Source organism: Kribbella qitaiheensis (genome assembly GCF_042657745.1).
Classification (GTDB): Bacteria; Actinomycetota; Actinomycetes; order Propionibacteriales; family Kribbellaceae; genus Kribbella; species Kribbella qitaiheensis.
The window spans coordinates 125,203-148,852 of sequence record NZ_JBHSKE010000054.1 but is presented as its reverse complement, the minus strand read 5'-3'; the positions used below and the strand labels follow the sequence as shown (position 1 = coordinate 148,852).

The following is a 23,650-nucleotide window of genomic DNA, read 5'->3' as shown; positions in this document are numbered from 1 at the left end:
GCCACGTACCGGAGTGCGGGCGGGGCTGTTGTGGGTGGTCAGTAGGAGGGCTGGGACGGGTCGATCTGGTCGACCCAGGCGACTACGCCGCCGCCCACGTGCACGGCGTCGGAGAAACCGGCGCCCTTGGCGATGGCGAGGACCTCGGCGGAGCGGACGCCGGACTTGCAGTGGAAGACCAGTTGCTTGTCCTGCGGGAGCTTCTCCAGGGCGACGCCGGTCTGGAAGTCGGCCTTCGGGATCAGCACCGAGCCCGGGATCCTGTTGATCTCGTACTCGTTGGGCTCGCGGACGTCGATCAGCACGAAGTCCTTCTCGCCGTTGTCCTTCAGCTTGATCCACTCGCTCAGCTGCTTCACCGAGATGGTGGAGCCGACGGCCGCGTCGGCCGCCTCCTCGGTGATCGCGCCGCAGAAGCTCTCGTAGTCGATCAGCTCGGTGACGGTCGGGTTCTCGCCGCAGATCGCGCAGTTCGGGTCCTTGCGGACCTTCAGCGCGCGCCAGTTCAGGTCGAGCGCCTCGTAGATGTTCAGCCGGCCCAGCGACGGGTCGCCGATCCCGGTGAGCAGCTTGATCGCCTCGGTCACCTGCGCGGCGCCGATCGACGCGCACAGCACACCGAGCACTCCACCCTCGGCGCAGGACGGAACCATGCCGGGCGGCGGCGGCTCGGGGTACAGGCAGCGGTAGCACGGGCCGTGCTCGGCCCAGAACACGCTGACCTGGCCGTCGAAGCGGAAGATCGAGCCCCAGACGTACGGCTTGCCGAGCAGTACCGCGGCGTCGTTCACCAGGTACCGGGTGGCGAAGTTGTCGGTGCCGTCGACGATCAGGTCGTACTGCTCGAAGATCTCGAACACGTTGTCGTTGTCCAGCCGGGTCTCGTGCAGGACGACGTTCGTGTACGGGTTCGCCTCGAGGATCGACTCCTTGGCCGACTGCGCCTTGGACTTCCCGATGTCGGACTGGCCGTGGATGATCTGGCGCTGCAGGTTCGACTCGTCGACGGTGTCGAACTCGACGATGCCGAGCGTGCCGACACCGGCCGCGGCCAGGTAGAGCAGCGCTGGGCTGCCGAGGCCGCCGGCGCCGATCACCAGCACCTTGGCGTTCTTCAGCCGCTTCTGACCGGCCATCCCGACCTCGGGGATGATCAGGTGCCGCGAATACCGGCGGACCTCGTCGATGGTCAGCTCGTCGGCCGGTTCGACCAGCGGGGGCAGTGACACTTGTCGCTCCTAGTCAGCGGGAAAATGGCGGATCTCCGGGTTTCAACCATCCATCCGCTCTCCATGTTCCCGCACCACACCAGCCCGACCCCGCGAGGTCCGCATCCCGGGACGTTTGTCTCACTTGTACTGCGTGAGGTCCGCGCACCTCGAATCCGGCGCAGGATCATCCGAGCGGATGACACCGCGCCCCACGACAGCTACCGAAGTCGGGTACCGCGTTCCTCCTACCGCTGCTAGCGGATCAGCTGACGGAACGCCTGCTCGACTTCCTGGGGATGCTCCATCTGGGCCACGTGGCCGGAGCTCGGCAGGTAGAGCAGGCGCGCATCGGGGAAGGTGCTCTGCGCCTTGGTGCGGATCCGGGAGTCGACCAGCCGGTCGCGACCGCCGTACACCAGGAGGACGGGGCAACGAACCTGCGCCGCGGCGGCCCACAACGACCTGCGCGGCGGGGTGAGGTACGCCCGCAGGATGCTGCGGGCGCCTTCCACCGTCGCCTGCGGGTACCAGGCCTCGGCGTCGCGCCGGCGCAGTTCGGCGGCGTGGGCTTCGAGCGTCTCCGGCGACAGTGCTGCCGGATCGCCGTAGATCATCACCAGCGACGCCCGCAGCCGCCGGTCGAACGGGATCCGCCGCGACCGGTCCAGCACGACCTCACCCAGACGCGGGGTCGCGAGTGCGAGGAACCACAGCGAGACGGCGGAGGCGCGCGGGTGCGGCAGCGCGGGAGAGATCAAGGTCAGCGACTTCACCCGGTCCGGCCGGCGTGCGGCGAAGGCGACCGCGACGGCTCCGCCCATCGAGTTGCCGAACAGATGCACCGGCTCGTCGATCTCGCGGTCCACCAACTCATCGAGGACGTCTACCTGGCGGGTGAGACCCCCGAGGCCGGGTACGGGCGGCGTACGCCCGAAGCCAGGCAGGTCGGGCGCGATACCGCGCACGGTGTCGCTCAGGAGCAGCCCGATCGTCGTCCAGTTCAGCGACGACCCGCCCAGCCCGTGCACGAACAGCGCAGGCGGCAGATCCTTGCTCGCTCCAGGCACGTCCCTCACCAGCAGGTCGACACCCGAGACCGGCACCGTCCGGGCCGGCCATTCCTGCGCCCCCAACGGCACCGAAGCGCCGGTTACTGCCCCGTAACTCTCCACTAGGCCATGCTAGGTCTCATGGCAGCGGGACCGAAGCAGCTGACGACCGAAGTTGATGGGCAGACGATGAAGCTCACCAACCTCGGCAAGGTGCTCTATCCGGAAGTCGGCTTCACCAAGGCCGAGGTGATCGACTACTACCTGCAGGTCGCTCCGCAGTTGCTGCCGCACCTGTCGGACCGGCCGCTCACCCGCAAGCGGTGGCCCGACGGCACCGGCGCGGCGTACTTCTTCGAGAAGAACGCACCCCGCGGTACGCCGGACTGGGTGCGCACGGTGACCCTGCCCACCCCGGGGAGCTCCACCGGCCGGGACGAGGCGGACTTCGTGATCGCCGACGACATCCAGACGATCGTTTGGCTCGCCAATCTGGCCGCGCTCGAGCTGCACGTCCCGCAGTGGCGGATCGGGCTGTCCGACACTGGGAGGGCCCCGCACGCCGACCTGGTCGTGTTCGACCTGGACCCGGGCCCGGGAGCCACCGTCGTGGACTGCTGCGACGTCGCTCTCGCCCTGCGGGAGTTGCTGAGCCACTATGGGATGGAGGGCTGGCCGAAGACCTCCGGCAACAAGGGCATGCACCTGTACGTGCCGATCGAGCCGGCCCCGTCCCGCGCCGCCAGTGCCTTCGCCAAGCAACTGGCGGAGCAACTCGCCGAGGCGCTGCCGGAGAACGTCACGGCGAACATGACAAAAGCGCTCCGCCCCGGCAAGGTCTTCATCGACTGGAGCCAGAACGCCAGCGCCAAGACCACCCTGGCGCCGTACTCGCTGCGGGGAGCGGAGGAGCCCAGGGTGTCCACACCGATCGACTGGGACGAGGTGGCCGCCGCGACCGATCCCGCCGAGCTGACCTTCCTGCCCGCCGACGTGCTCGCCCGGATCGAGGAGTACGGCGACGTGCTGGAGGGGATGTACGACGATCCGAAGCCGCTGCCTTCATAACCGCCACGACTCTGGGTACCGGAGGGTGGCCGCCCGAGAGGAGCGCGATGACCAGCAACGTGGAACTGCCCGACGAGGCCCCCGAGGCCGACGTGGTGGAGCAGCGCCTGCCATCGACCGGTGATGACCCCGAACCCGACGACGACAGCACCGACGTACCGCTCGAAGCCGACCCCGCCGATGTCGGGGAGCAGCGCCGACCGGTCGGCGGGTCCGACGAGGATGACTACCGCTAGGTAGGATTCGGTTCAACTACCGTCTGCCACCGGCAGCCGGATGCCGTACCACCGAAGGAGCCGACGTGTCGACGACACCGGAGACTGCGCCCAAGCGCGGCAGCCGCCTGCCGCGTCTGGCCCGCCGCGCGCAACTGCTCGAGGCGGCCCAGGAGGTCTTCGTCGCGAACGGCTACCACGCCGCCGCGATGGACGACATCGCCGATCGCGCCGGCGTCTCGAAGCCCGTGCTCTACCAGCACTTCCCGGGCAAGCTCGAGCTGTACCTCGCGCTGCTGGACACCTCCTGCGAGGCGATCGTGGCGTCGGTGCGGGACGCCCTGCGCTCGACCGAGGACAACAAGGAGCGGGTCGGAGCGACGATCCACGCCTTCTACGAGTACGTGGCGAACGCCCAGGGCGCCTTCCGGCTGGTGTTCGAGTCGGACCTGACCAACGAGCCGGCCGTCCGCGAGCGGGTCGACCGGGTCACCCACGCGTGCGCCGAGGCCTGTTCCGAGGTGATCAGCGCGGACGCCGGGCTGAGCAAGGAGCAGTCGATGGTGCTCGCGGTCAGCCTGGTCGGGATGGCCCAGGTGAGCGCGCGGTACTGGCTCAGCTCGGAGAACTCCTCCCTCGAGCAGCGGCAGGCCGCCGACCTGGTCGCCAGCCTCGCCTGGCGCGGCATCCGCGGCTTCCCCCGCACCGAGAGCTGACACATTCCCCCGTACTGCGTACCGCTGCGGGGCCCGGCGATGTTCTGCTCTGGGCGGACGGGTGAGAAGCCCGGGCCCGCAGCGGATAGGCTCGAATCGGGTACCGGCGAGAGCCGCCGGTCGGAACGTGCCCGGGAGGGTTTCGTGGAGGTCAAGATCGGCGTTCAGCACGCCAATCGCGAGTTGGTGCTCGAGAGCGAGCAGAGCCCCGAAGAGGTCGAGCAGGCCGTCGCGGACGCTCTCGCCGGCAAGTCCGGTCTGTTGCAGTTGACGGACGAGAAGGGCCGCAAGGTGCTCGTCCCGGCCGACCGGCTCGCCTACGTGGAGATCGGCGAGGTTTCGATCCGCAAGGTCGGTTTCGGCGCCATCTGAGCCGGTTCCCGGCTGGGTCGGGCATCGGTCCGGCAACTGTCGCGTGTCCTGGTTGCAGAGTGCGACGAAGCGAGGACCATGAGGGTTAGACCTGCACGTTCGGTGGTCTGTTGGGCCGCTGGGCACCAGATCGCCGCAGGTCAGCCATCCCTCAAGGAGGAATCGTGGGTTACTGGATCTGGATGATCATCGTCAGCCTCATCGCCGGAGTCATCTTCGGGCCGCTGGCCCGGCTGGTGCTCCCGGGCAAGCAGAACATCAGCCTCGGCTGGACCATTCTCGGCGGCGGCATCGGCGCCTTCCTCGGTGGCCTGATCGCCTACTTCCTGGGCGTCAAGGACACGTCAGGCCCGGACTGGATCCAGTACCTGATCCAGATCATCTGCGCCGCGATCGTCGTCGCGTTCATCTCCTCGCGCAACAGCAAGGCAAAAGTCTGAGCAGCACCACCACAGCGGCCGCCACCCCGATCGGGGCAGGCGGCCGCTCTGCTTTTCAGGCCTGCAGGCCGAGGGCGTTCATCCGGGCGGTATGGGCCTCGGTCAGCCGGGTGAACATCCGGCCGATCGCAGCCAGGTCGAGGCCCGGGCGGTCGACACTGCCGGCCAGCAGCGCCGCCAGCGGGTCTCGGTCCGCGGCGATCCGCTGTGCCTGGCTGAGCGCCTCGCCGACCAGCCGGCGGCCCCAGAGCGCGAGCCGGCCACCGAGCTTCGGGTCCTCCTCGATCGCGGCCCGCACCCGGTCCACCACGAACTCGGCCTGGCCGGAATCCGCGAACACCTCGAGCACCAGCGCCCGGGTCTCCGCGTCGACGTACGCCGCGACCTCGCGGTAGAAGTCGTTCGCCAGACCGTCGCCCACATACGCCTTCACCAGGCCCTCGAGCCAGTCCGACGGCGCCGTGTGGTCGTGGAACGCGTCCAGCGGGGTGACGAACGGCTGCATCGCGTCCATCGGGTCCACTCCGAGCGCGACCAGGCGGTCCCGCAACTGCACGAAATGGCCGAACTCGGTGGTCGCGAGCTGGGCCAACTGGGCCTTGTCATCGAGGGTCGGGGCGAGCTTGGCGTCCTCGGCGATCCGCTCGAACGCGGTCAGTTCGCCGTACGCGAGAACTCCGAGCAGATCCACCGCCGCGGCCCGGTAGGCGGGATCATCGAAGGCCGTCAATTCACTCACGAACATCCTCGCTTCGCTGCGGTGTTCGCGAGGCTCCAAGTCGGACTATTTTGTCTGATTCCCTCGCGATGCTCGGTCATGAGCGGCACACTATCTGTCGAGGGAAGCCGGACCGCGAAGCGACGAGGCGGTCGTGGCGGCCGTTCCGGCTACACTGGACGGTGTTTCGCCGGTGACGCGCCCAGATGGGCAGCTGGTGCGAGCCGCTTGCACAGTGTCCCGCGCCGTGAAAAGTAGGGCAGCCACGCCCACCCGGCCACTGTTGCAACTGTCCGCACAAGCATGTGAGAGGCGATCAGCCTGACCACCTTCCGAGAGCTCGGGGTCCTGCCCGAGATCTGCGACGCGCTCGATCGCGTCAACATCATCGAGCCTTTCCCGATCCAGGAGATGACACTCCCCGTCGCGCTGATGGGGACCGACCTGATCGGCCAGGCCCGGACCGGTACCGGTAAGACCCTCGGGTTCGGTATCCCGCTGCTGCAGCGCACCATCTCCCCCGGCGAGGCCGACTACGAGGAGCTGGCCGCGCCCGGCAAGCCGCAAGCGCTGGTCGTCACCCCGACCCGTGAGCTCACCATCCAGGTCGCCAAGGACCTCGAGACCGCCTCCACCGTGCGCACCGTGCGGATCCTGACCATCTACGGCGGGGTCGCCTACGACCCGCAGCTCGACGCCCTCAAGACCGGTGTCGACGTCGTCGTCGGTACGCCGGGCCGGCTGCTGGATCTGGCCAACCGCGGCGTGCTCGACCTCAGCCACATCAAGGTGCTGGTGCTGGACGAGGCCGACGAGATGCTGGACCTCGGCTTCCTGCCCGACGTCGAGCGGATCCTGCGCAAAACCCCCGAGCTGCGCCAGACCATGTTGTTCTCGGCAACCATGCCGTCGGCCGTGATCGGCCTGGCCCGCACCCACATGCGGCACCCGCTGAACATCCGGGCGGAGTCCCACGAGGACACCGAGATGGTGCCGACGACCGCGCAGTTCGTCTACCGCGCGCACGATCTGGACAAGCCCGAGGTGGTGGCCCGGATCCTGCAGGCCGACGACCGCGGCCGGGTGATGATCTTCTGCCGCACCAAGCGAGAGGCGTCCCGGCTCACCGACGACCTGATCGACCGGGGCTTCAAGGCCGCCGCGATCCACGGTGACCTGAACCAGCAGGCCCGCGAGCGGGCGCTGACCCGGTTCCGCGGCGACAAGATCGACGTGCTGATCTGTACCGACGTTGCCGCCCGCGGCATCGACGTCGAGGGCGTCACGCACGTCATCAACAACACCTGCCCCGAAGACGAGAAGGCCTACATCCACCGGATCGGCCGGACCGGCCGCGCGGGGGCGAGCGGCATCGCCGTGACGTTCGTCGACTGGCCGGACCTGGTCCGCTGGAAGACGATCAACAAGGCGCTCGACCTGCCCTACGACGAGCCGCAGGAGATCTACTCGACCTCGCCTGAGCTCTACCACGACCTCGGCATCCCGACCGGCGCGAAGGGCCGGATCAAACCGGCCCGCGAGCCGGAAGACAAGCCCGCCCGCGACAAGCCGGCCCGGCGTACCCGGTCCGGTGACGTCGAGGCGAAGTCCACCGGTGGGTCCACCGACGGCGAGGCCGGTGAGCGCAGCGAGCGTCCGGCCCGGAAGCGGCCCAACCGCAACCGGCGGCGGCTGCGGGCCGGCCAGCCGCTCGAAGGCGGCGGCGAGTCGGCCGAGGGCGGCCAAACGGTCGAGCAGAAGTCCGACGCCGACGTGACCGCCAAGACCGCGGTACCGCCGACGGCCGAGTCGTCGACCGAGGCAGCGGAGGCACCGGCAGAGCGCAAGCCTCGGCAGCGCACCCGTCGCCGTCGCACGACCGAGGACGCTGCGGAGCAGCAGGCGGACGTGTCCGTCAGCCAGCCCGCCGAGTCGCCAGTTGTCGAGAGGTCTGCCGAGCCGACGGCTGTCATCGAGCCGACGACCACCGCCGAGGCGGCGACCGAGGAGACGGCGCCGACCAAGCGGCGGGCCCGCAAGCGCACGTCGAGGGCGAAGGCTTCGGAAGAGGCCGCACCGCAGTCCGCGGAGAAGGCTGTCGAGAAGACCGCTGAGAAGCGCGTTGAGAAGGCGGCGAGCGACGAGCCTCAGCAGGCTCCGAGCGCGGTCATGCCGACGTTCACCGCGCCGGAGTGAACGGCGCGTAGTCGGCGCGTCACCGTCCGGGGATGCCGCGGATGGGCGAGACCAGTTCGTCGCCCGTCCGTGCCTGAACGGTGACCGTCGGCCCGCAACACCCGCCACCGCCGACCCGTCCTAGCCACGACGACAACCATCGTGGAGGGAAGGGTGTGGCGATGACGACGACACGTATCTCGGCCGCGGCAGCAGGAGTGATCCTGGCCGCGGCCGTTCTGCTGTCCGGCTGCAGCGGTTCCGGCAGCAGCGGCGAGTCCAGTACTGCGGCCGACGGTGCGGCGGCCCCTCGGCAGGCCGACTCGGGCGGGTCCGAGGGCTCCGCCGGCAAGGACGCCAAGCCCGCCCCCGCAGCGGAGCAGCCGACGGTCACCCGCGCGATCATCAAGACGGGCTCCCTCAGCGTCGAGGCCGAGGACGTGAACTCCACCCGGCAGAAGGCGATCGGCGTCATCACCGGCCTACGGGGCCAGGTGGCCTCCGAGGACACCGGCAGCAACGCCGAAGGCCGGATCACGCAGGCGAGCCTGGTCCTCAAGGTGCCCACCGCGTCGTACGAGACGGCCATCGACAGGTTGTCCGGACTGGGTACCCGGACCGCGATCCACCAGGAATCGAGCGACGTCACCGAGCAGGTGGTGGACGTCGAAAGCCGCATCGGCTCGCAGCGGGCCAGCCTGGAACGGATGCGGACGCTGCTGGCCAAGGCGAACACGATCGGCGAGATCGTCTCGGTAGAGACCGAACTGACCCGGCGCGAGGCCGATCTCGAGTCGCTGCTGGCGAAGCAGAAGAACCTGTCGCTGCAGACCGAACTCGCGACGCTCAGCCTGACCGTGGCCGAGAAGGGCAAGACTCCCGTGGTGGAGAAGGAGGATCGCGGCTTCCTGGCCGGTCTGCGCGGCGGGTGGGACGCCTTCACCGCGACGTTCTTCGCGCTGTCGGCCGTGCTCGGAGCCCTGCTGCCCTTCCTGATCGTGCTCGCGCTGATCGGCATCCCGCTGTGGAAGTTCCGCGGCCGCCTTCGCCGTACGCCGGCCGCCGTGCCGCCCGACCGGGGGTGAGTCAGCGCGACTCGAGCAGGGCGGCAGCCAGCGCGCGATAGGCGTTGGCTCCAGTCGAACGGGGTGCCGTGCTCAGGATGGTCTGCCCGATCGCGGGGGCCTCGGCGAACCGGATGGACTTCGGGATCGCCGGGGCGAGCACGGTCAGCGCGTAGGTGTCGGCGATCGTCTCGAGCACCGCCCGCGCGTGGTTGGTGCGCCCGTCGTACAGGGTTGGGAGGACGCCGAGCACCTCTAGCCCGGGGTTGGTCAGGCGCTGGACATCGTGGATGGTGTCCAGCAACTGGCCGACGCCGCGGTGCGCGAGAGTCTCGCACTGCAAGGGAATCAGGACCTCCGAGGCCGCCGACAACCCGTTCACCGTGAGCAGCCCCAGGGTCGGCGGACAGTCGATCAGGATCCAGTCGTACTGCGAGGTCACCGGCCTCAGGGCGGTCCGGACCAGGTGCTCGGGACCACTCTCGGCGGCGAGGTTGACCTCCGCGGTGGACAGGTCGATGGTGGCCGGCACCAGGTCGGGGCCTTCTTCGGACGCCACAATCACGTCCTGCACCTTCACCCCGCCGAGCAGCACGTGGTGGATCGACTTGTCCAGGTCCTCGGGATCGATGCCGACGGAGAAGGTCAGGCACGCCTGCGGGTCCAGGTCGACCAGCAGCACCCGCTGACCGAGCTCCACCAGGGCAGCGCCGAGCGAGGCAACCGTGGTCGTCTTGGCCACGCCGCCCTTCTGGTTGGCAACCGCGAGTGTGCGAGGCACGAGCACATTGTGCCGCACCGCGGCCCGGCGACCCCATCGGGGCGATCTTTGACTTCAAGTGTCGTTGAAGTTACAGAATGGTCGGCATGGACACCGACGAACAACTCCGGACCCCGCGGGCAGGCCGCCGCGAGTGGCTCGGGCGTCGCGGTGGCGGGCAGCTTGGTCACTGCGATCTACCGCGGCCAGGTGACCGAGCAGACCCTGCCCGTCGGGGTCCCAGGTGAGGCCCGGGACACGCTGGGCAGTGCGGTCGCGGTCGCCGAGCACCTGCCCGGTCCCCTCGCGCGGGAGCTGCTGGAACTCACCCGTGGCGCGTACACGGACGGAGTACAGGCTGCTGCTCTGGTCAGTGCCGGGATTCTCGCCGTGCTGGCTGTGACCACCGCAACCCTGCTCCGGAGCCCGAAGCAGGCCGAGGTACCCGTTACCGTGGACTCGTGAGTACGCCGCGCACGTTGACGCTGCCAGACGGGGTCCACCCCGTGACACTCGAGACCGAACGTGGCTCCTTCGCCACCCTGCAGGGCAAGCCGGACATCGGTACGCCGCTGGGCACGGTCCTGCTGGTCCCGGGCTGGACCGGCAGCAAGGAGGACTTCACCCCGCTCGTGGACCACCTCGCGCGGTACGGCTGGATCACCGTCGCGGTGGACCAGCGGGGCCAGTACGAGACGCCCGGCCCGGCCGACCCCGCGGCGTACACGCTGCCGGCGCTCGCGGCGGACGTGGTGGCGATGAGCAAGGCGCTCGGCGGCTACAGCCAGCTGGTCGGGCACTCGTTCGGCGGATTGGTCGCGCGCGAGGCGGTGCTGGCCGACCCGAGCGTGTTCTCCACCATCACCTTGATGTGCTCGGGGCCCGGCGCCTTCAGCGACGAGGCGAAGCGGCAGGGTCTGCAGATGCTCGCCTTCGGGCTGGACAACCTGCCGATCGAGCAGGTGTACGACCTCAAGCTCGAGCACGACAGCAAGGACCCCCGGTACGTCGCGCCGGCCGCGGACATCGCGGCCTTCCTGCGCAAGCGGTTCACCGGGAACGTGCCAACCAGCCTGGCCGCGATCACCCGGCGGCTGATGGACGCCGAGGACCGCACCGAGCATCTGGCCAAGTCGGGCGTGCGGGCCCAGGTGATGTACGGCGAGACCGACGACGGCTGGCCGATCCCGATCCAGGACAAGATGGCGGACATCCTCGGCGTGAACGCCCAGATGGTCGCCGACGCGGGCCACTCCCCCGCGATCGACCAGCCCGCGGCGACCGCCCGGATGCTGGTCGACTTCTTCCACGACCGCTGAGCTTGCGTCCGAAGAACCGAGCGCTATAGCCGTCAGTTCTTCGGACGTTCGGGCAGTCAGCGCAGGGGGATGACGGCCGGGTTGAGGGCGAATTTGTCCAGGCCGATCGGGGCGAGGGCGGCGCGGGTCTTGTCGTCGAACACGAGCAGGCTCAGGTGGATCTTGTCGCCACCTTCCAGGCCCGGGCCGGAGGAGCCGGTGAGGCCGAGCTTCTGGTCGTATGCCGACATCAGCGCGTTCTGGATGTTCTCGACGTCCTCCTGGCTGTACGTCGCCTGGACCACGCAGAGGTTGCCCTGGTAGACCTTCTCGAACTCCCGGCGGAAGGTGTCGAGGTCGCCGTGCGCGACGCCGATCCTGACCACCATCGGCTTCGTCCGGCCGGCCCCCTCGGGGTACAGCAGGGCCGGGTTGTCGATCTGGCCGGCCCGGGCTGCGAGCCACTGGCTCACCTCCGGACGGTCGATGTTGCTCGAGATCAACGGCCAGCCGCCGGACGGCCCCGGGCACGGCACCGCGTCCTTGCGCGGGCTCGGCGTCGCCTTCACCACCGTGGGGGCGGTCTGCTCCTGAACGGTGACGGTCCGGTCCTGCCAAATGCCGACCAGCCGCGCCTGCCCGCTCCGCACTCCCTTGATCGTCGACGCGTCGGTGAGCCGGTCAAGGTCGACACCGATCAGCCTGACCGAGATGTCGGCCGAGCAGGTCGGCGCCGGTTCCTTGCCCGGTGGATAGCCGATCGCGACTTCCGCGTGCGGAGCGCAGTAGATCGGCGACTTCCCCGGCACCGCGATCACCTCACCTGACATCTCCACCCTGTCGCCGTTGCGGACCAGCAGCGAGTCCGGGTCGCTATCGTTGCTTTTGGCAACTGCCGGCTTGTCGGTGGACGGCGCGACCGAGGGCTCGCTGCCGCCCGGCAGCACGATCAGCGCCGCCGTGGCGATCGCGGCGACACTCGCGGCCGCCAGTGCCGGTACCCACCGGCGGGGCCTTTTGTCATGCAGCATCCGGTCGAGATCCGGCTCCGGCGCGGACGGCTGGTCTGCGCGCCACTGCGCGCCGGCCTTCGCCAGCAGGTCGTCGACCTTGTCGGTCGGATTCATTCGCTGACCTCCAGCAAGGAGCGCAGGCGGGCCCGCGCATCGGAAAGAGTTGACTTGACGGTGCCCTCGGAGCAGCCCATCACCGCCGCGGTGTCGGCGATCGACAGGTCGGCGAAGTAGTAGCAGTCCACCGCGAGCCGCTGCCGCACCGACAACGCGGTGAGCGCCTGATCCACGTCCACCCGGGCCTCGACGTCAGGCCGGGCGTCCGCGGCGTCGTGCTCCTCCAGCTCGGCGACCGGCCGCAACCGCCTGGTCGCCTTTCGGGCCTGGTCCGCCGTGATCGCCAGCAACCACGCGGACGCCGTACCGCGCTTGCCGTCGTACTGGTGGCGCTTCATCCAGGCGCGCGCGAGTGACTCCTGCACGACATCGTCCCGGTCGACCCCGACCGCGAGCCGCGCCGCCAGCCGGGCCATCGCCGGCAAGTGCGGTCGCACCCACTCCACGAACCCCGCCCCGTCACCAGGCGGCGCCGGCGCAGGCATCGGCTCCCCGATCATCGTCGACATACCTTGTCTACCCTCCGAACCCCCATCCGGTTGGCCCCTTCCCGCAACTCAACGACCCCGCCCCCCCGACGTCCCACCCCGACCACCCCCACAATCCGATCACAATCCCGGCCCGCACTTATCCACAGATCCTGAAAACCCACCCCACAGACTCCACTCCGCTGACTACGGTCAAAGAACCCAACGCCCCAGGGGGACCGCATGCCGCCGCCCGGCCCAGAGCACCTGCCCGCCCCCTCCGAGCTACTTGCCCGCTTCTCGAGCGGGTCTACGCCGGTCCGCTGGGATCAGCAGTTGCCGTCCACAGCTGAGATCACCCAGCTGTACGGCGCCAAAGCGACCGCTGAGAGTCTGCGACTGCTGGAGCGGACGATCAGCACTGAGCCAAGAATCACTGCCCAATTCCTGGCGGCGATGCCACCAAGCGCCTCCGCCCACCGACTGGAATGCAGGATCAAGTCGCCTGACTCGCTGGCTCGGAAACTTCATGACCTGCAACGGTCGAAGCGGCGGCATCCACCGGACGATCTGCTGCGGTACACCGCATTCACGGAGGCCCCCGACACTCTCGTCGACGCTGCCCGTGAGACCTGCGACGAGTTGCGTCGAGCCGGCTGGCAGATCCGGTATGCCAAGCAGTCCTACACCGAAGGATCGCGCTACAAGGGAATCCACGGCTACTTCGTGACACCTTCCGACGATCAGGTCGAGGTCCAGTTCCACTCCGTCGCGTCGATGCAGGTCAAGGACGCCACCAGACCGTGGTACGAGATCGAGCGCGACGCCCGGTCGTCTCCCGAGGAGCGTTTGGCGGCACGGGAGGAATGTGTCCGGCTCTCGGCCACCTTGCAGGAGCCACCCGGCATCGGGACTCTCACCGAACTGGGAGGCCTGCGGGTCGCCGTGAGCAACTACAGTGACCACCGCAAGCCAGCGAACGCTCCGGACGGCGTCCGGAGCTCAGACAATCGGGGCGCGCCGCAGGCACCGACGCCCACGAGAAGCGACGGGATCGGCCGATGAAGCTCTACCTGGTCAAGGAAGACGAGCAGGTTGTCTGGGTGGCGGCGCTGGCCCACGAGACGATGTACGGGTATGTCCCCAACACCGGCAAGTTCCACGACAACAATGCCTTGCGCAACGACTTCTACCTGGAACGCCACTTCACGTACCAGGAGATCGGCAGCGCCGAAGCACGCAGGCTGATCGCGGACGGCATCGACCCCTTCGACGAGACCGAGGACGCCGAAGCCCTGTCCGAGTGGCGCGCCGACGACAAAGCCCTCGACCCCACTGAGGTTCTGTCCATGGCAGCCGGGTTCAATCCCTGACATCGCCCCGACGAGGGCGCTTACTCACTTGACAGCCCTACGAAGCCTGGCGTTTCCCCTTGTGGATAAGGAGATCCGCACACTTCGCGGTTTGCACTCCAGCTGTCAGCCACGGTAATATCGAACACATGTTCGACTGTGAAGTCAGTGAGCTCAGCGCGACCGAGACGCTCGCCTCGGCCGCGCGGTTGCACGCGATGAAGCTCGAGATCGAGGTCGATCTGCTGCGGCTTGCGCAGCGCTTCGCCGATCTGCATCCCGATCCGGCGATGATCTCGGGTGGCGAGACCGTTCCGGGTGGCGAACGTGGCCTTGTGTACGGCGGGCCGGGGTGTCCGGGGGTGGCGGAGTTCGCTCCGGCGGAGTTCGGGGCGGTGATCGGTCGGTCGAAGGGGTCCGCGGCGGCCTTGATGGGTCAAGCGCTGGCATTGCGGCATCGGTTCCCCCGGATTTGGGCCCAGGTCGAGTCCGAGCACGCGACCGCCTGGAAGGCCTGCACCATCGCCACGGCCTGTCTTCACCTTTCGATGGAGGCTGCCGCGATCGTGGACCGGAAGGTTGCCGGGATCGTCGACTCGATCCCGCCGCTGCGACTGGCCAACATCGTCAGGGCCGCACTGTGGCAGGCCGACCCCGAAGCCGCCCGCGCGGCCGCGGAGACGAAGGCCAGGGAACGGGGTGTGTGGGCCGGCCGCACCGATGAGCACGGCACCACCACCTTGTTCGTGAAGGCCGCCACCGGTGACGTGATCCATTTCAACGCCACCATCCGCCAGATCGCCGACGCCCTCGCCGAACTCGGCGACACCGACACCCTGGACCAGCGCCGCGCGAAGGCCATCGGCATCATCGCCGACCCCGAACTGACCCGGGAACTCCTCGCCGTCGCTCAACACCTCACCACCACCAGCGACCCTGACGACCCGTTCGACGACACCGGCTCGACCGGCTCGACCGGCCAGCATCCGTCCGGGATACACGATCAGGGCAGTGACCTCTCCCCGCATGCTCAGCCCGGGCGGGACTCCCAGCCTGGGCGCGGGATGGACGAGGCGGCACGGCGCGAACTGGCCGGCAGGCTGGCCGCGATCAAGCAGGCCGCCTACAACACCGGCAAGATCGGGGCCACCAGGCGGAAGCCTGCCCAGACGACGCTGTACGTGCACGTCACTGACGAGACCCTGCTCGCCGGGGGAGGCGTGACCCGCGTCGAACGCTTCGGCCCCGTTTACGCCGCCCACCTGCAAGAACTCCTCAGTCACGACCAGATCATCGTCAAGCCCGTCATCGATCTGAACGACAAGATCAACGTCGACGCCTACGAGATCCCGCGACGGATCCGCGAACGCGTCAAACTCACCCACCCGGTCGAGCAGTTCGTCTACGGCACCGCCGAAACCACTGACAGCACCGACCTCGACCACATCCGACCCTTCGACTTCAGAGGCACCGGACCACCGGGCCAAACCAGCACCACCAACCTCACCCCGCTGCGGCGCTACAGCCACCGGGTGAAGACCCACGGCGGTTGGAGGGTTCGCCGGTTGGACGACGGCGCCCTGGAATGGACCACCAAGTACGGCTTCAAGTTCCGCGTCGACCACACCGGAACTCACCCCCTCGGCGACCAACCATGAGGTCCTCGCCAGGGTCGCCGGCTTCAATCCGTGACGGGGGCTGGGCTCGCGTAGATGCGGGCTATGACCGATTCGATGGTGGGTTCGGCGATGGTCAGGTCTTGGAGGGGTAGGTGGCGGCTATCTGGGCTACCAGTGGGGCTGCGCTCGTGGTGGTGGGGAAGGTGAGGTACTGGCGGGGGCCGTCGACCTTGGTGACGGTGGCTCCGTCGATGGTGATGGGTGGGAGGGATGCGGCGAGGTCGACGACAAGGGTTCGGGGAGCCGACTGGCTGGAGCGGAGGCCGGTGAGGGTGCCGTCGTAGACCTTGTGGCCGTGGTCGATCACCATCACGCGGGAGCAGAGTGCCTCGATGTCGTCCAGGTCGTGGGTGGTCAGGATGATCGTGGTCTGCCGGTCCTTGTTGACCTGGGCAAGGAATTCCCGCAGCCGGGACTTGCTGATGATGTCGAGGCCGATCGTCGGCTCGTCCAGATACACGATCTCCGGGTCGTGCAGCAGCGCCGCCGCGATGTCGCCGCGCATCCGCTGGCCGAGCGACAACTGCCGGACCGGTACGTCGAGCAGATCCCCCAGGTCCAGCAGTTCCACGAAGGTGGCGAGGTTCTCGGCATGCCGCGCGCGCGGTACGCCGTACATCTTCTGCAGGACGGCGAAGGAGTCCTTCAGCGGCAGGTCCCACCAGAGGGTGGTGCGCTGGCCGAAGACGACGCCGATCCGCTTGGCCAGCTTCATCCGGTTCCGCGACGGGTCGACGCCGGCCACCCGGATCGTGCCGCCGGACGGGACCAGGATGCCGGTGAGCATCTTGATCGTGGTGGACTTGCCGGCGCCGTTCGGGCCGATGTAGCCGACCACCTCGCCCCGGCGGACGGTGAAGGACAGGTTGTCGACGGCGCGCACCTCCCGCTTGGTACGCCGCACGCCGGTGCGACTCGTCACGGTGAAGGCGCGAGACACGTTCTCCAGTTCGATGACGCTCATCTGCTCAACTCCCTGTACTGCGGTAACGACGGAGACCGCCCCGCCAGGCCAGCGACGCCAGCGCGATCATCGCGACGGCGACCGCCGGAGCCAGCAGGCCGATCCAGGACGGCAGCCCCAGCGGGGCGGGCTTGCCCAGCACGAAGAGCACCGGGTAATAGTTCACGAAGGCCAGCGGGACGATGAAGGTGACGGCGCGGACGATGTCCTTGCCGAAGATGGACAGCGGGTACTGCGTGAGCTGCTGCCCGCCGTAGGTGAACGAGTTGGCCAGTTCGGCCGAGTCGATCGAGATGAACTGGAAGGCGGCGCCCAGCACGAAGATCGCGCCGAAGATGATCGAGCCGGTCAGCATCGACAGCACCAGGACGATGCCCTTGGCAACGGTCCAGTCCAGCTCGATGTGGCCGAGAGCGATCACCAGCACGAGACCCGCCTGGAGCGGACGGCCCAGCCGGCGCAGCGCGAAGTTGTCCGCGACCGCCTGGATGAAGGCCGGCACCGGGCGGATCAGCCAGACGTCCAGCTCACCGGTCCGGATCCGCTGCCCGATCCGCTCGATCGACCCGGTGGCCAGATCCGCGAGTCCCAGCGTCATCGACGCGGTGCCGTAGAGCAGCCCCATCTCCCCGAGGCTGAAGCCACCGAACGACTCGATGTGGCTGAACATCAGCACCACCGCGGCGAAGTCGGTGGCGGTGATCAGCATGGTGCTCACCAGCGTCAACGCGAACGACGCCGGGTAGGCCAGCGACGACCGGATCCACATCATCACCAGCATCCCGTACTGCCCGGGCCAGGCCATTGCCCTGCGCAACGAAGTGGACTCAGCCACCCTGGATCACCACCTTCCGGGTCGCGAGCACGGTGGCCATCCGGCCGGCCAGCCCGAGGACGACGATCCAGACCAGCTGGAACGCCAGCGCCGATCCCACCCCGCCCGGATTCCGCCCGAGCCAGACGTCGATCGGCACCTGCAGGGTCGCCGCCCAGGGAGTCGCCCGGGCGACCTCGCCGACCCACCCCGGGAACACCACCAGCGGCAGGATCGCGCCGGAGAAGAACAGCGACAGCACCAGCGCCATGCTCTCCACCCCGCGCGAATCGGTGATCCAGAACCCTGACAGCGCCACGAGGTACCGGATGCCGAAGCTGACCAGGATGCCGAGCGCCACAGAGACGGCCACCGCCAGCCACTGCGTGGGCGAGGACGGGAAGTTCAGGTCGAACACCAGCGCGCCGACGATCAGCGGAGCACCGCCGCGCGCGAGCAACTGGAAGACGGCCCGGCCGGCGTCCACCGACAACCACCAGAGCATCAGGTGGGTCGGCCGGTAGAGATCGACCGCGATCTCCCCGCTGCGGACGCGCTCGCCCAGCTCGACGGTCGTGGTCGCGCCGAAGATGCCGACCGGCGCGAGCAACCCCTGCTGGAGCCAGACGAAGGTGAGCGCGTCGGACACGTCGTACCCGCCGAGGCCGGGCCGGGTGTGCCACAGCGTCAGGTAGACGCCGCAGAAGATGAAGCCGAACACCGTGTTGGTGAACGCGCCGGACAAGGTGGCGATCCGGTACGTCGAGAACCGGCGGAACGAACGCACCGCGATCGCCCAGTACACCCCCACCGCTACCTCCTTCGCACACTCGAGGTGGTGTCCGAAGGTCGCCGCGCCGGTCGTGGCGCACGCAAAACTACCCCGGATCCGTCAGGACCCGGGGGTTCGGACACCACTGTGGCGGCACGACGAACGTGCCGTTGTCAAGGGAAGGAGACGGACAGTACGCCGGTCCGCGGCCGGGCGTCAACCGCAATACCACCCGGCCGCCGCGAACGGGGAGAGCTCAGCTGATCTCGGCCTCGAGAACCCTGGCGAGCAGGGTCGCGAACTGGACCGGGTGGCTTGCGTAGCCGCCGTGACCGCCGGGGAAGCTGACCACCGGCCAGCCCAGGTAGTCGGCGATCACGCTGATCGGCTGCGCCGGCAGATGCGCCGCGGCGTCCACCCCAGCGGCCGGCACGATCTTGTGCGCGACTCGCTCCAGCGCGAGCAGATCCGGCTGGTACCGGGTGAACGGCAACAGTTTGTGCGTGAAGTAGACCTCCGCGTTCGCATCCATCCGCGCCATCACCTCGCGGAACTCCGGCCGCAGGTCCTCCGGCGCCGGCAGGTCGTCCTCGTCCAGCCCGGTGCCGATCTCGTACAGTCGCTGAGCCGTCTCCACGCCGTCCGCGGCGCAGGTGGCGTGCACGTCCTCGAAGTACGCCCGGGACGTCTCCGCGTCCGGCAGCACCTCCACACACGGCGGCTCGTGCGCGACGAGCATCCGCACCCGGTCGGGTTGGCGGGTGATCAGTTCCAGCCCAGCGATCGCCCCGGTCCCGCTGCCGAACACGTACGCCGGCTCGTCCCCCGCCACCTCGTCGAGCAGAGTCAGCGCGTCCCCCGCAGCACGATCCACTCGCTCGTCGACGGGCGCACCGTCGTACGGGCTTCGGGAGCTGCCGCGGGGGTCGTACGAGACCACGGTGTACTCCGCGGCGAGCTGGCCGACGATCCCGTCGAACACTCCGCAGTCGGCATATCCACCCGCGATCAGCAGCAGGACGGGACCGGATCCGGTCACCTCGTAGTGCAGCGTCGCGCCCGGCACGGCCAGTTTGTTCACGGTCTTCGCGGTCATCGGTCACCCCTGGTCCTCAAACGACGTTCGGTGACCTCAGCTTGGTCTCCCCCGCTGGTACGCCGCGCACATACCGCTGGTACGCCCGGTCAGCCGGCCTCGGCGACGTCGGGGTCGGTGAAGGCCTGGGGGTCTTCGAGGGCGGCCCAGGGGTCGCGGGGTGGGGCGACCCGGCGGCCTTGGGGGCAGATCCGGGCGAAGTCGCACCAGCCGCACAGCGCGGACGGCTCCGGCGGGAAGACCTCGTCGGCTTCAGCTGGGGTGAGCCCCTCGTGCCAGCGGGCCTCGGCGGCAGCCGCGTCGTCCGCGATCGACTCGGCCCGGCGCTGGTGCCGCGCCAGGGAGGCGTCGTCGTGGTCCGCGGCGGCGATGGTGTTGGTGGGCAGGTGGTGCAGCTCGACCCGGGTGCACGGCCGGTGCAGCACTCGGCGGGCGCCAAGCACGTAGAGCGCCATCGCGAGCGACGACCTGGCGTCCGTGCTGGTCAGCGGCCGCCGCCCCGTCTTGTAGTCGACGATGGCAAGCTCGGTCCCGCCGTTACCGTCCCGGGCCGGGCGCTCGTCGATACGGTCCACCCGGCCGCGCAGGCTAGCCCGTTCTGTGGTGAACGCGACTGTGCGCTCCACCCCGCGCGGTTCGAAGTACGGGTCGATCTGGTCCAGGTAGGTGCTCAGCATCTCGACCGAGCGCTCCCGCCAGTCGAGTGACTGCCGCTCGTCGCGGAATCCCTCGTGCCGCCAACTGGTGCGCAGCTTGCCGATCGCCTCGACCGTCGTACGCCGGGAAGCCGGCCACCGCCAGAACTCGGCCAGCGACTCGTGCAGCACGGCACCTACCGTGTTGTGCGCCCACGGCGGGCCCTTCGGCGGGCGCGGCGTCTCCAGGTAGGTGTAGCGGTACTTGCGCTTGCAGTCGGTGAAGTTGAGCAGCTTCGTCGGCGTCGCGACGAACAACCTCGTCGGCATCCCGGGCAGCATGTCGTTCATTCTCAACTCGCCTCGATGAAGTCCGTGACCGCATCCGCGACCAGCTGTACGGCGATGGCGCTCAGCAGCAGACCGGCGATCCGGGTGACCAGGAGCACACCGTTCTCCCCGAGGATGCGCATGATCACGCCGGAGAAGCGCAGTGTCAGCCACATCACCAGGTGGATCAGCACGATGCCGATGGAGATCGCGACCACGTCCGGCAGCGACCCGTCGGCGCGCTGCACGAACACCATGGTGGCCACGATCGCACCCGGGCCGGCCAGCAGCGGAGTACCGAGCGGGACGAAGGCGATGTTCACGTTCTTAGTCTGGACCGGGTCCTCGGCGGTGTCGGTCAGCAACTGCAACGCGATCAGCAGGAGCAGCAGACCACCCGCGGCCTGCAGGGCGGGCAAGGTGATCCCGAGGTGGCTCAGGATCTGCTGACCGAAGGCGGCGAACACCACGATCACGCCGAACGCGACCAGCACCGCCTGCCAGGCGGCCTTCTTCCGGACCGCCCGCGACTGCCCGGCCGTCAGCGAGATGAACACCGGCACGGTGCCCGGCGGGTCCATGATCACGAACAGTGTGACGAAGACCGAGCTGAGCAGTGACAGGTTGATGACATCGTTCACGGCAGGTAGGCCTCGGGCACGTTCGCCGAGCTGGCCGCGGCATTGAGCTTCGCGACCTCGAGGAGGCGGGCGAACTGCTCGGGCTCGGTGGTGTTCACACCGAGGTCGTGGTCGATCTTGCCGATCCCGTGGTGGTCGCTGGAGCCGGTGTAGATGATGCCGAGCTCGTTGGCGATCCCGCGCAGCGCGACCCGGGACTGCGGCGAGTGGTCCTGGTGGTCGACCTCGATCCCGGCCAGGCCGTGCTCGGCGACCAGCCGGGCGATCATCTCCTCGGTCATCACCCTGTAGCTGGAGCGGCCCCACGGGTGCGCGATCACCGGCACTCCCCCGGCCGCGCGAACGATGTCGATCGCCCGGCCCGGCTCGATCGCGTAGTGCGACACGTGCCCGGGGCGGCCGTCGGCCAGGAACCGGTCGAACGCCTCACCGCGGTTCGCGACCGTGCCGTTGGCGACCAGCGCGTCGGCGACATGCGGGCGGCCCACGGACGGCGTCCCGGTGGCCTGCGCCAGCACCTCGTCGACGGTCAGGGCGACGCCCATGCCGTTCAGCCGGGCCACGATCGACGGGATCCGGTCGGTGCGGCCGTCGCGGACGGTGGCGAGCTCGGCGGCCAGCGGCTGGTAGGACGGGTCGAGGAGGTAGCCGAGCAGGTGCACGCTGATGCCGTTCAGCTTGCAGGAGATCTCGATCCCGGGCACGAAGCCGATCCCGAGGTCCTCGGCGGCCCGCCGGCCCTCGCCCCAGCCGTCGGCCGTGTCGTGATCGGTGAGCGCGATCACGTCCAGGCCGTCCCGCTTCGCATGTGCGATCAGGACGTCGACCGGATCGGTGCCGTCCGAGCGGTTCGAGTGGGTGTGCAGGTCGATGAGCACGAGTGATCGGGATCCCTTCTCTGGACAACTGTCAGCGCTGATGCTATCCGTGCGCACTCCCGGTCCTTATCGTTCTCCACATGGATGTGGACCGCGTCGACTGTGTCGGAGCTCTCGTGTACGACGAACAGCACCGGCTGCTGGTGGTTCAGCGGGCCAACGAGCCGGGTCGTGGGCTCTGGTCGCTGCCGGGCGGCCGGGTCGAGCCGGGCGAGGACGATCCGGCCGCGGTGGCCCGCGAGGTGGCCGAGGAGACCGGGCTCGAGGTGATCGTCGGGCGGTTCGTCGGCGAGGTCGAGCGCGACGGCCCGAACGGCAAGCTCTACGTGATCCGCGACTACCAGGCGGCCCAGGTCGGCGGCGTCCTGGCGGCCGGTGACGACGCCTCGGATGCCCGGTTCGTCAACCACGACGAGTTCAACAACCTCCCGACCGCCACCCTGCTCGCCTCCACCCTGGCCCAGTGGAACGCCCTGCCCGGGTGAGCAAATGAGTCGTGCGAGCAGCGGGTCGGCGGGAGACTGCAGGGATGGACAACGCTGAACTGGTGCGGGTGATCGAGCAGAACGTGGCCGAACTGCTGATGGCGATGGGCGCGGCCGGCGGTGGACGGCAACGGGACGATGCCGGGGTCCGTTGGACGATCGGTGGATCGCCGATCGACTACCACAACGCCGTCGTCGCGGCTGATCTCACCGCTCGGACAGCGGACGCGATCATCGCCGAATCGCTGCAGAAGCTGAAGAACCACGACGTCCCCGGCAGCTGGCACGTCGGCCCCTCGATGCGCCCGGCGGACCTCGGCGAGCGCTTGCTCGCGGCCGGCTTCACCCACGGCGGTAGCGAGCCAGGCATGGCCGTCGACCTCGCCGAACTCGCCGATCCCGCCCGTACGACGGGCCTGCGGGTCGATCGGGTGCGGACGGAGCAGGACCTCGGGATCTGGGTGGACACGTTGGGCCGGGGGTTCGGGGAAGGCGTCAAGGAGGCCCGCTGGGTCGGTGAGGTCTATCGGCGCCTCGGCCTCGAGGATCCGTGGCGGCACTACCTCGGCCGGCTAGACGGTGAACCGGTAGCGACGACCACGATCTACCTCGCCGCCGGAGTCGCCGGAGTCTACTTCGTGATGACCGTCCCCAAGGCGCGGCGACGCGGTATCGGCGCCACGATCACCCGCGCCGCGCTGCAGGACGCCCTCGAGGCCCGCGACACCGGCAGCACCGGCGTTCGGTACGGCGTACTGGGGTCGTCGCCGGCAGGACGCTCCGTGTACGCCGGACTCGGGTTCCGCGAGTACTGCACGATCGACCTCTACGAGTGGTCCCCGACTCGGACCGGCTGATCGGCGGGTGCAACCAGGGCGGGCTGATCGGCGGGTGCTTCCGGGCGCTCGCGCAGCAGCACGACCGCGGCGATGGCGACGATCACCGCAGTGAGGCCGTGGATGCCCAGCGCGGTGGCCACCGAACCGCCGTGGGTGAGCACGGCCACCATGTCGACGACCGGGATGATCGCGGCCAGGCCCATCACCACCCCGGTCGCGCGACGCTGCCCCAGCGCCAGCAGGACCAGGATGTTGAGGCCGCATACGATGTCGCGGACGGCCTTGACGATGAAGTAGCCGGCCTCGTTGCCGGTCGGCCAGGGATCGATGCCGAAACCACTCGCGGCGCCGTGCGGATCCAGCAGGAACCGCAGGCCGAAGGAGATCGGCGCGAGGCCGAGGACGACGGTGAAGACGGTGGTCAGGCGGCGCTTGGTCATCAGATTGCTCCAGTTCTAGCGTTGCTAGGGTTTTTAGCGACG

General features: G+C 68.9%; 28 protein-coding genes. 14 read left to right on the top strand and 14 right to left on the bottom strand.

Annotated features, from left to right (window positions below):
• Nucleotides 1-38 precede the first annotated feature (38 nt).
• On the bottom strand, nucleotides 39-1,229 hold the full coding sequence (gene moeZ / locus ACFPJ1_RS33200; RefSeq protein ID WP_132289888.1) for an adenylyltransferase/sulfurtransferase MoeZ: 1,191 nt from the start codon (nucleotides 1,227-1,229) through the stop codon (nucleotides 39-41).
• A gap of 236 nt (nucleotides 1,230-1,465) precedes the next feature.
• Nucleotides 1,466-2,383 (bottom strand): alpha/beta fold hydrolase, encoded by a 918-nt coding sequence (locus tag ACFPJ1_RS33195; RefSeq protein ID WP_380110064.1) that lies wholly within the window; start codon nucleotides 2,381-2,383, stop codon nucleotides 1,466-1,468.
• 18 nt (nucleotides 2,384-2,401) lie between these two features.
• On the opposite strand from ACFPJ1_RS33195, the gene ligD reads away from it, so the two are divergent.
• The 5 genes from ligD (at nucleotide 2,402) to ACFPJ1_RS33170 (ending at nucleotide 5,071) form a co-directional block, all read left to right on the top strand.
• On the top strand, nucleotides 2,402-3,328 hold the full coding sequence (gene ligD / locus ACFPJ1_RS33190) for a non-homologous end-joining DNA ligase (protein WP_380110062.1): 927 nt from the start codon (nucleotides 2,402-2,404) through the stop codon (nucleotides 3,326-3,328).
• Nucleotides 3,329-3,375: 47 nt separating this feature from the next.
• The gene (locus tag ACFPJ1_RS33185) at nucleotides 3,376-3,564 is read left to right on the top strand and encodes a hypothetical protein (protein ID WP_380110061.1); all 189 of its coding nucleotides are present in this window, start codon (nucleotides 3,376-3,378) and stop codon (nucleotides 3,562-3,564) included.
• A gap of 65 nt (nucleotides 3,565-3,629) precedes the next feature.
• Nucleotides 3,630-4,259 (top strand): TetR/AcrR family transcriptional regulator, encoded by a 630-nt coding sequence (locus ACFPJ1_RS33180; RefSeq protein ID WP_380110059.1) that lies wholly within the window; start codon nucleotides 3,630-3,632, stop codon nucleotides 4,257-4,259.
• Between the two features lie 144 nt (nucleotides 4,260-4,403).
• On the top strand, nucleotides 4,404-4,631 hold the full coding sequence (locus ACFPJ1_RS33175) for a DUF3107 domain-containing protein (RefSeq protein WP_132193603.1): 228 nt from the start codon (nucleotides 4,404-4,406) through the stop codon (nucleotides 4,629-4,631).
• A 164-nt stretch (nucleotides 4,632-4,795) separates the two neighbouring features.
• On the top strand, nucleotides 4,796-5,071 hold the full coding sequence (locus ACFPJ1_RS33170) for a GlsB/YeaQ/YmgE family stress response membrane protein (RefSeq protein WP_380110057.1): 276 nt from the start codon (nucleotides 4,796-4,798) through the stop codon (nucleotides 5,069-5,071).
• Nucleotides 5,072-5,126: 55 nt separating this feature from the next.
• On the opposite strand, the gene ACFPJ1_RS33165 is transcribed toward ACFPJ1_RS33170, so the two are convergent.
• Nucleotides 5,127-5,816: a ferritin-like fold-containing protein gene (locus ACFPJ1_RS33165; protein WP_380110054.1), complete on the bottom strand. Its 690-nt coding sequence runs from the start codon at nucleotides 5,814-5,816 to the stop codon at nucleotides 5,127-5,129.
• Between the two features lie 384 nt (nucleotides 5,817-6,200).
• Between ACFPJ1_RS33165 and ACFPJ1_RS33160 the strand changes: the two genes are divergently transcribed.
• Nucleotides 6,201-7,985, top strand: a complete 1,785-nt coding sequence (locus tag ACFPJ1_RS33160; protein WP_380110051.1) for a DEAD/DEAH box helicase — start codon at nucleotides 6,201-6,203, stop codon at nucleotides 7,983-7,985.
• Between the two features lie 161 nt (nucleotides 7,986-8,146).
• Nucleotides 8,147-9,049, top strand: a complete 903-nt coding sequence (locus ACFPJ1_RS33155; protein ID WP_380110050.1) for a DUF4349 domain-containing protein — start codon at nucleotides 8,147-8,149, stop codon at nucleotides 9,047-9,049.
• Between the two features lies 1 nt (nucleotide 9,050).
• Here ACFPJ1_RS33155 and ACFPJ1_RS33150 read toward each other — a convergent pair whose 3' ends face one another.
• Complete coding sequence (locus ACFPJ1_RS33150) at nucleotides 9,051-9,809, bottom strand: ParA family protein (protein ID WP_380110048.1); 759 nt, start codon at nucleotides 9,807-9,809, stop codon at nucleotides 9,051-9,053.
• A 189-nt stretch (nucleotides 9,810-9,998) separates the two neighbouring features.
• Between ACFPJ1_RS33150 and ACFPJ1_RS33145 the strand changes: the two genes are divergently transcribed.
• The gene (locus ACFPJ1_RS33145) at nucleotides 9,999-10,253 is read left to right on the top strand and encodes a hypothetical protein (RefSeq protein ID WP_380110046.1); all 255 of its coding nucleotides are present in this window, start codon (nucleotides 9,999-10,001) and stop codon (nucleotides 10,251-10,253) included.
• A complete protein-coding gene (locus ACFPJ1_RS33140; protein WP_380110043.1) occupies nucleotides 10,250-11,107 on the top strand; it encodes an alpha/beta fold hydrolase in 858 nt (285 codons plus the stop codon). Before ACFPJ1_RS33145 ends, ACFPJ1_RS33140 begins: the two co-directional genes overlap by 4 nt.
• Nucleotides 11,108-11,163: 56 nt before the next feature.
• Here ACFPJ1_RS33140 and ACFPJ1_RS33135 read toward each other — a convergent pair whose 3' ends face one another.
• A complete protein-coding gene (locus tag ACFPJ1_RS33135; protein ID WP_380110041.1) occupies nucleotides 11,164-12,213 on the bottom strand; it encodes a hypothetical protein in 1,050 nt (349 codons plus the stop codon).
• Nucleotides 12,210-12,725: an RNA polymerase sigma factor gene (locus tag ACFPJ1_RS33130; protein ID WP_380110039.1), complete on the bottom strand. Its 516-nt coding sequence runs from the start codon at nucleotides 12,723-12,725 to the stop codon at nucleotides 12,210-12,212. The genes ACFPJ1_RS33135 and ACFPJ1_RS33130 overlap by 4 nt, the downstream gene beginning before the upstream one ends.
• 201 nt (nucleotides 12,726-12,926) lie before the next feature.
• Between ACFPJ1_RS33130 and ACFPJ1_RS33125 the strand changes: the two genes are divergently transcribed.
• Genes ACFPJ1_RS33125 through ACFPJ1_RS33115 form a run of 3 tightly spaced genes read left to right on the top strand, consistent with a single transcriptional unit; the run spans nucleotide 12,927 to nucleotide 15,693 of the window.
• On the top strand, nucleotides 12,927-13,748 hold the full coding sequence (locus ACFPJ1_RS33125; protein ID WP_380110038.1) for a nucleotidyltransferase family protein: 822 nt from the start codon (nucleotides 12,927-12,929) through the stop codon (nucleotides 13,746-13,748).
• On the top strand, nucleotides 13,745-14,056 hold the full coding sequence (locus ACFPJ1_RS33120; RefSeq protein ID WP_380110036.1) for a hypothetical protein: 312 nt from the start codon (nucleotides 13,745-13,747) through the stop codon (nucleotides 14,054-14,056). Before ACFPJ1_RS33125 ends, ACFPJ1_RS33120 begins: the two co-directional genes overlap by 4 nt.
• Before the next feature lie 59 nt (nucleotides 14,057-14,115).
• Complete coding sequence (locus ACFPJ1_RS33115; protein WP_380110035.1) at nucleotides 14,116-15,693, top strand: hypothetical protein; 1,578 nt, start codon at nucleotides 14,116-14,118, stop codon at nucleotides 15,691-15,693.
• Nucleotides 15,694-15,787: 94 nt separating this feature from the next.
• On the opposite strand, the gene ACFPJ1_RS33110 is transcribed toward ACFPJ1_RS33115, so the two are convergent.
• The 7 genes from ACFPJ1_RS33110 to ACFPJ1_RS33080 form a co-directional block, all read right to left on the bottom strand.
• Nucleotides 15,788-16,678 (bottom strand): ABC transporter ATP-binding protein, encoded by an 891-nt coding sequence (locus ACFPJ1_RS33110; RefSeq protein WP_380110034.1) that lies wholly within the window; start codon nucleotides 16,676-16,678, stop codon nucleotides 15,788-15,790.
• A 4-nt stretch (nucleotides 16,679-16,682) separates the two neighbouring features.
• Nucleotides 16,683-17,513: an ABC transporter permease gene (locus tag ACFPJ1_RS33105; protein WP_380110032.1), complete on the bottom strand. Its 831-nt coding sequence runs from the start codon at nucleotides 17,511-17,513 to the stop codon at nucleotides 16,683-16,685.
• Nucleotides 17,506-18,303, bottom strand: coding sequence for an ABC transporter permease (locus ACFPJ1_RS33100; RefSeq protein WP_380110031.1), 798 nt, complete (start codon nucleotides 18,301-18,303; stop codon nucleotides 17,506-17,508). Before ACFPJ1_RS33100 ends, ACFPJ1_RS33105 begins: the two co-directional genes overlap by 8 nt.
• A gap of 217 nt (nucleotides 18,304-18,520) precedes the next feature.
• A complete protein-coding gene (locus ACFPJ1_RS33095) occupies nucleotides 18,521-19,360 on the bottom strand; it encodes an alpha/beta fold hydrolase (protein WP_380110030.1) in 840 nt (279 codons plus the stop codon).
• A gap of 89 nt (nucleotides 19,361-19,449) precedes the next feature.
• On the bottom strand, nucleotides 19,450-20,346 hold the full coding sequence (locus ACFPJ1_RS33090; RefSeq protein ID WP_380110029.1) for a RecB family exonuclease: 897 nt from the start codon (nucleotides 20,344-20,346) through the stop codon (nucleotides 19,450-19,452).
• A gap of 2 nt (nucleotides 20,347-20,348) precedes the next feature.
• On the bottom strand, nucleotides 20,349-20,966 hold the full coding sequence (locus ACFPJ1_RS33085) for a MarC family protein (protein WP_132193567.1): 618 nt from the start codon (nucleotides 20,964-20,966) through the stop codon (nucleotides 20,349-20,351).
• Complete coding sequence (locus ACFPJ1_RS33080; RefSeq protein WP_380110027.1) at nucleotides 20,963-21,844, bottom strand: PHP domain-containing protein; 882 nt, start codon at nucleotides 21,842-21,844, stop codon at nucleotides 20,963-20,965. The genes ACFPJ1_RS33085 and ACFPJ1_RS33080 overlap by 4 nt, the downstream gene beginning before the upstream one ends.
• A gap of 80 nt (nucleotides 21,845-21,924) precedes the next feature.
• Between ACFPJ1_RS33080 and ACFPJ1_RS33075 the strand changes: the two genes are divergently transcribed.
• Both ACFPJ1_RS33075 and ACFPJ1_RS33070 read left to right on the top strand, forming a co-directional pair.
• Nucleotides 21,925-22,329: an NUDIX hydrolase gene (locus tag ACFPJ1_RS33075; protein ID WP_380110025.1), complete on the top strand. Its 405-nt coding sequence runs from the start codon at nucleotides 21,925-21,927 to the stop codon at nucleotides 22,327-22,329.
• Nucleotides 22,330-22,373: 44 nt separating this feature from the next.
• Complete coding sequence (locus ACFPJ1_RS33070) at nucleotides 22,374-23,186, top strand: GNAT family N-acetyltransferase (RefSeq protein ID WP_380110024.1); 813 nt, start codon at nucleotides 22,374-22,376, stop codon at nucleotides 23,184-23,186.
• Here ACFPJ1_RS33070 and ACFPJ1_RS33065 read toward each other — a convergent pair.
• Nucleotides 23,156-23,608 carry a DUF4267 domain-containing protein gene (locus ACFPJ1_RS33065; protein ID WP_380110022.1) on the bottom strand — a complete coding sequence of 151 codons (453 nt, stop codon included), beginning with the start codon at nucleotides 23,606-23,608 and terminating at the stop codon, nucleotides 23,156-23,158. The genes ACFPJ1_RS33070 and ACFPJ1_RS33065 overlap by 31 nt on opposite strands.
• Between the last annotated feature and the right edge of the window lie 42 nt (nucleotides 23,609-23,650).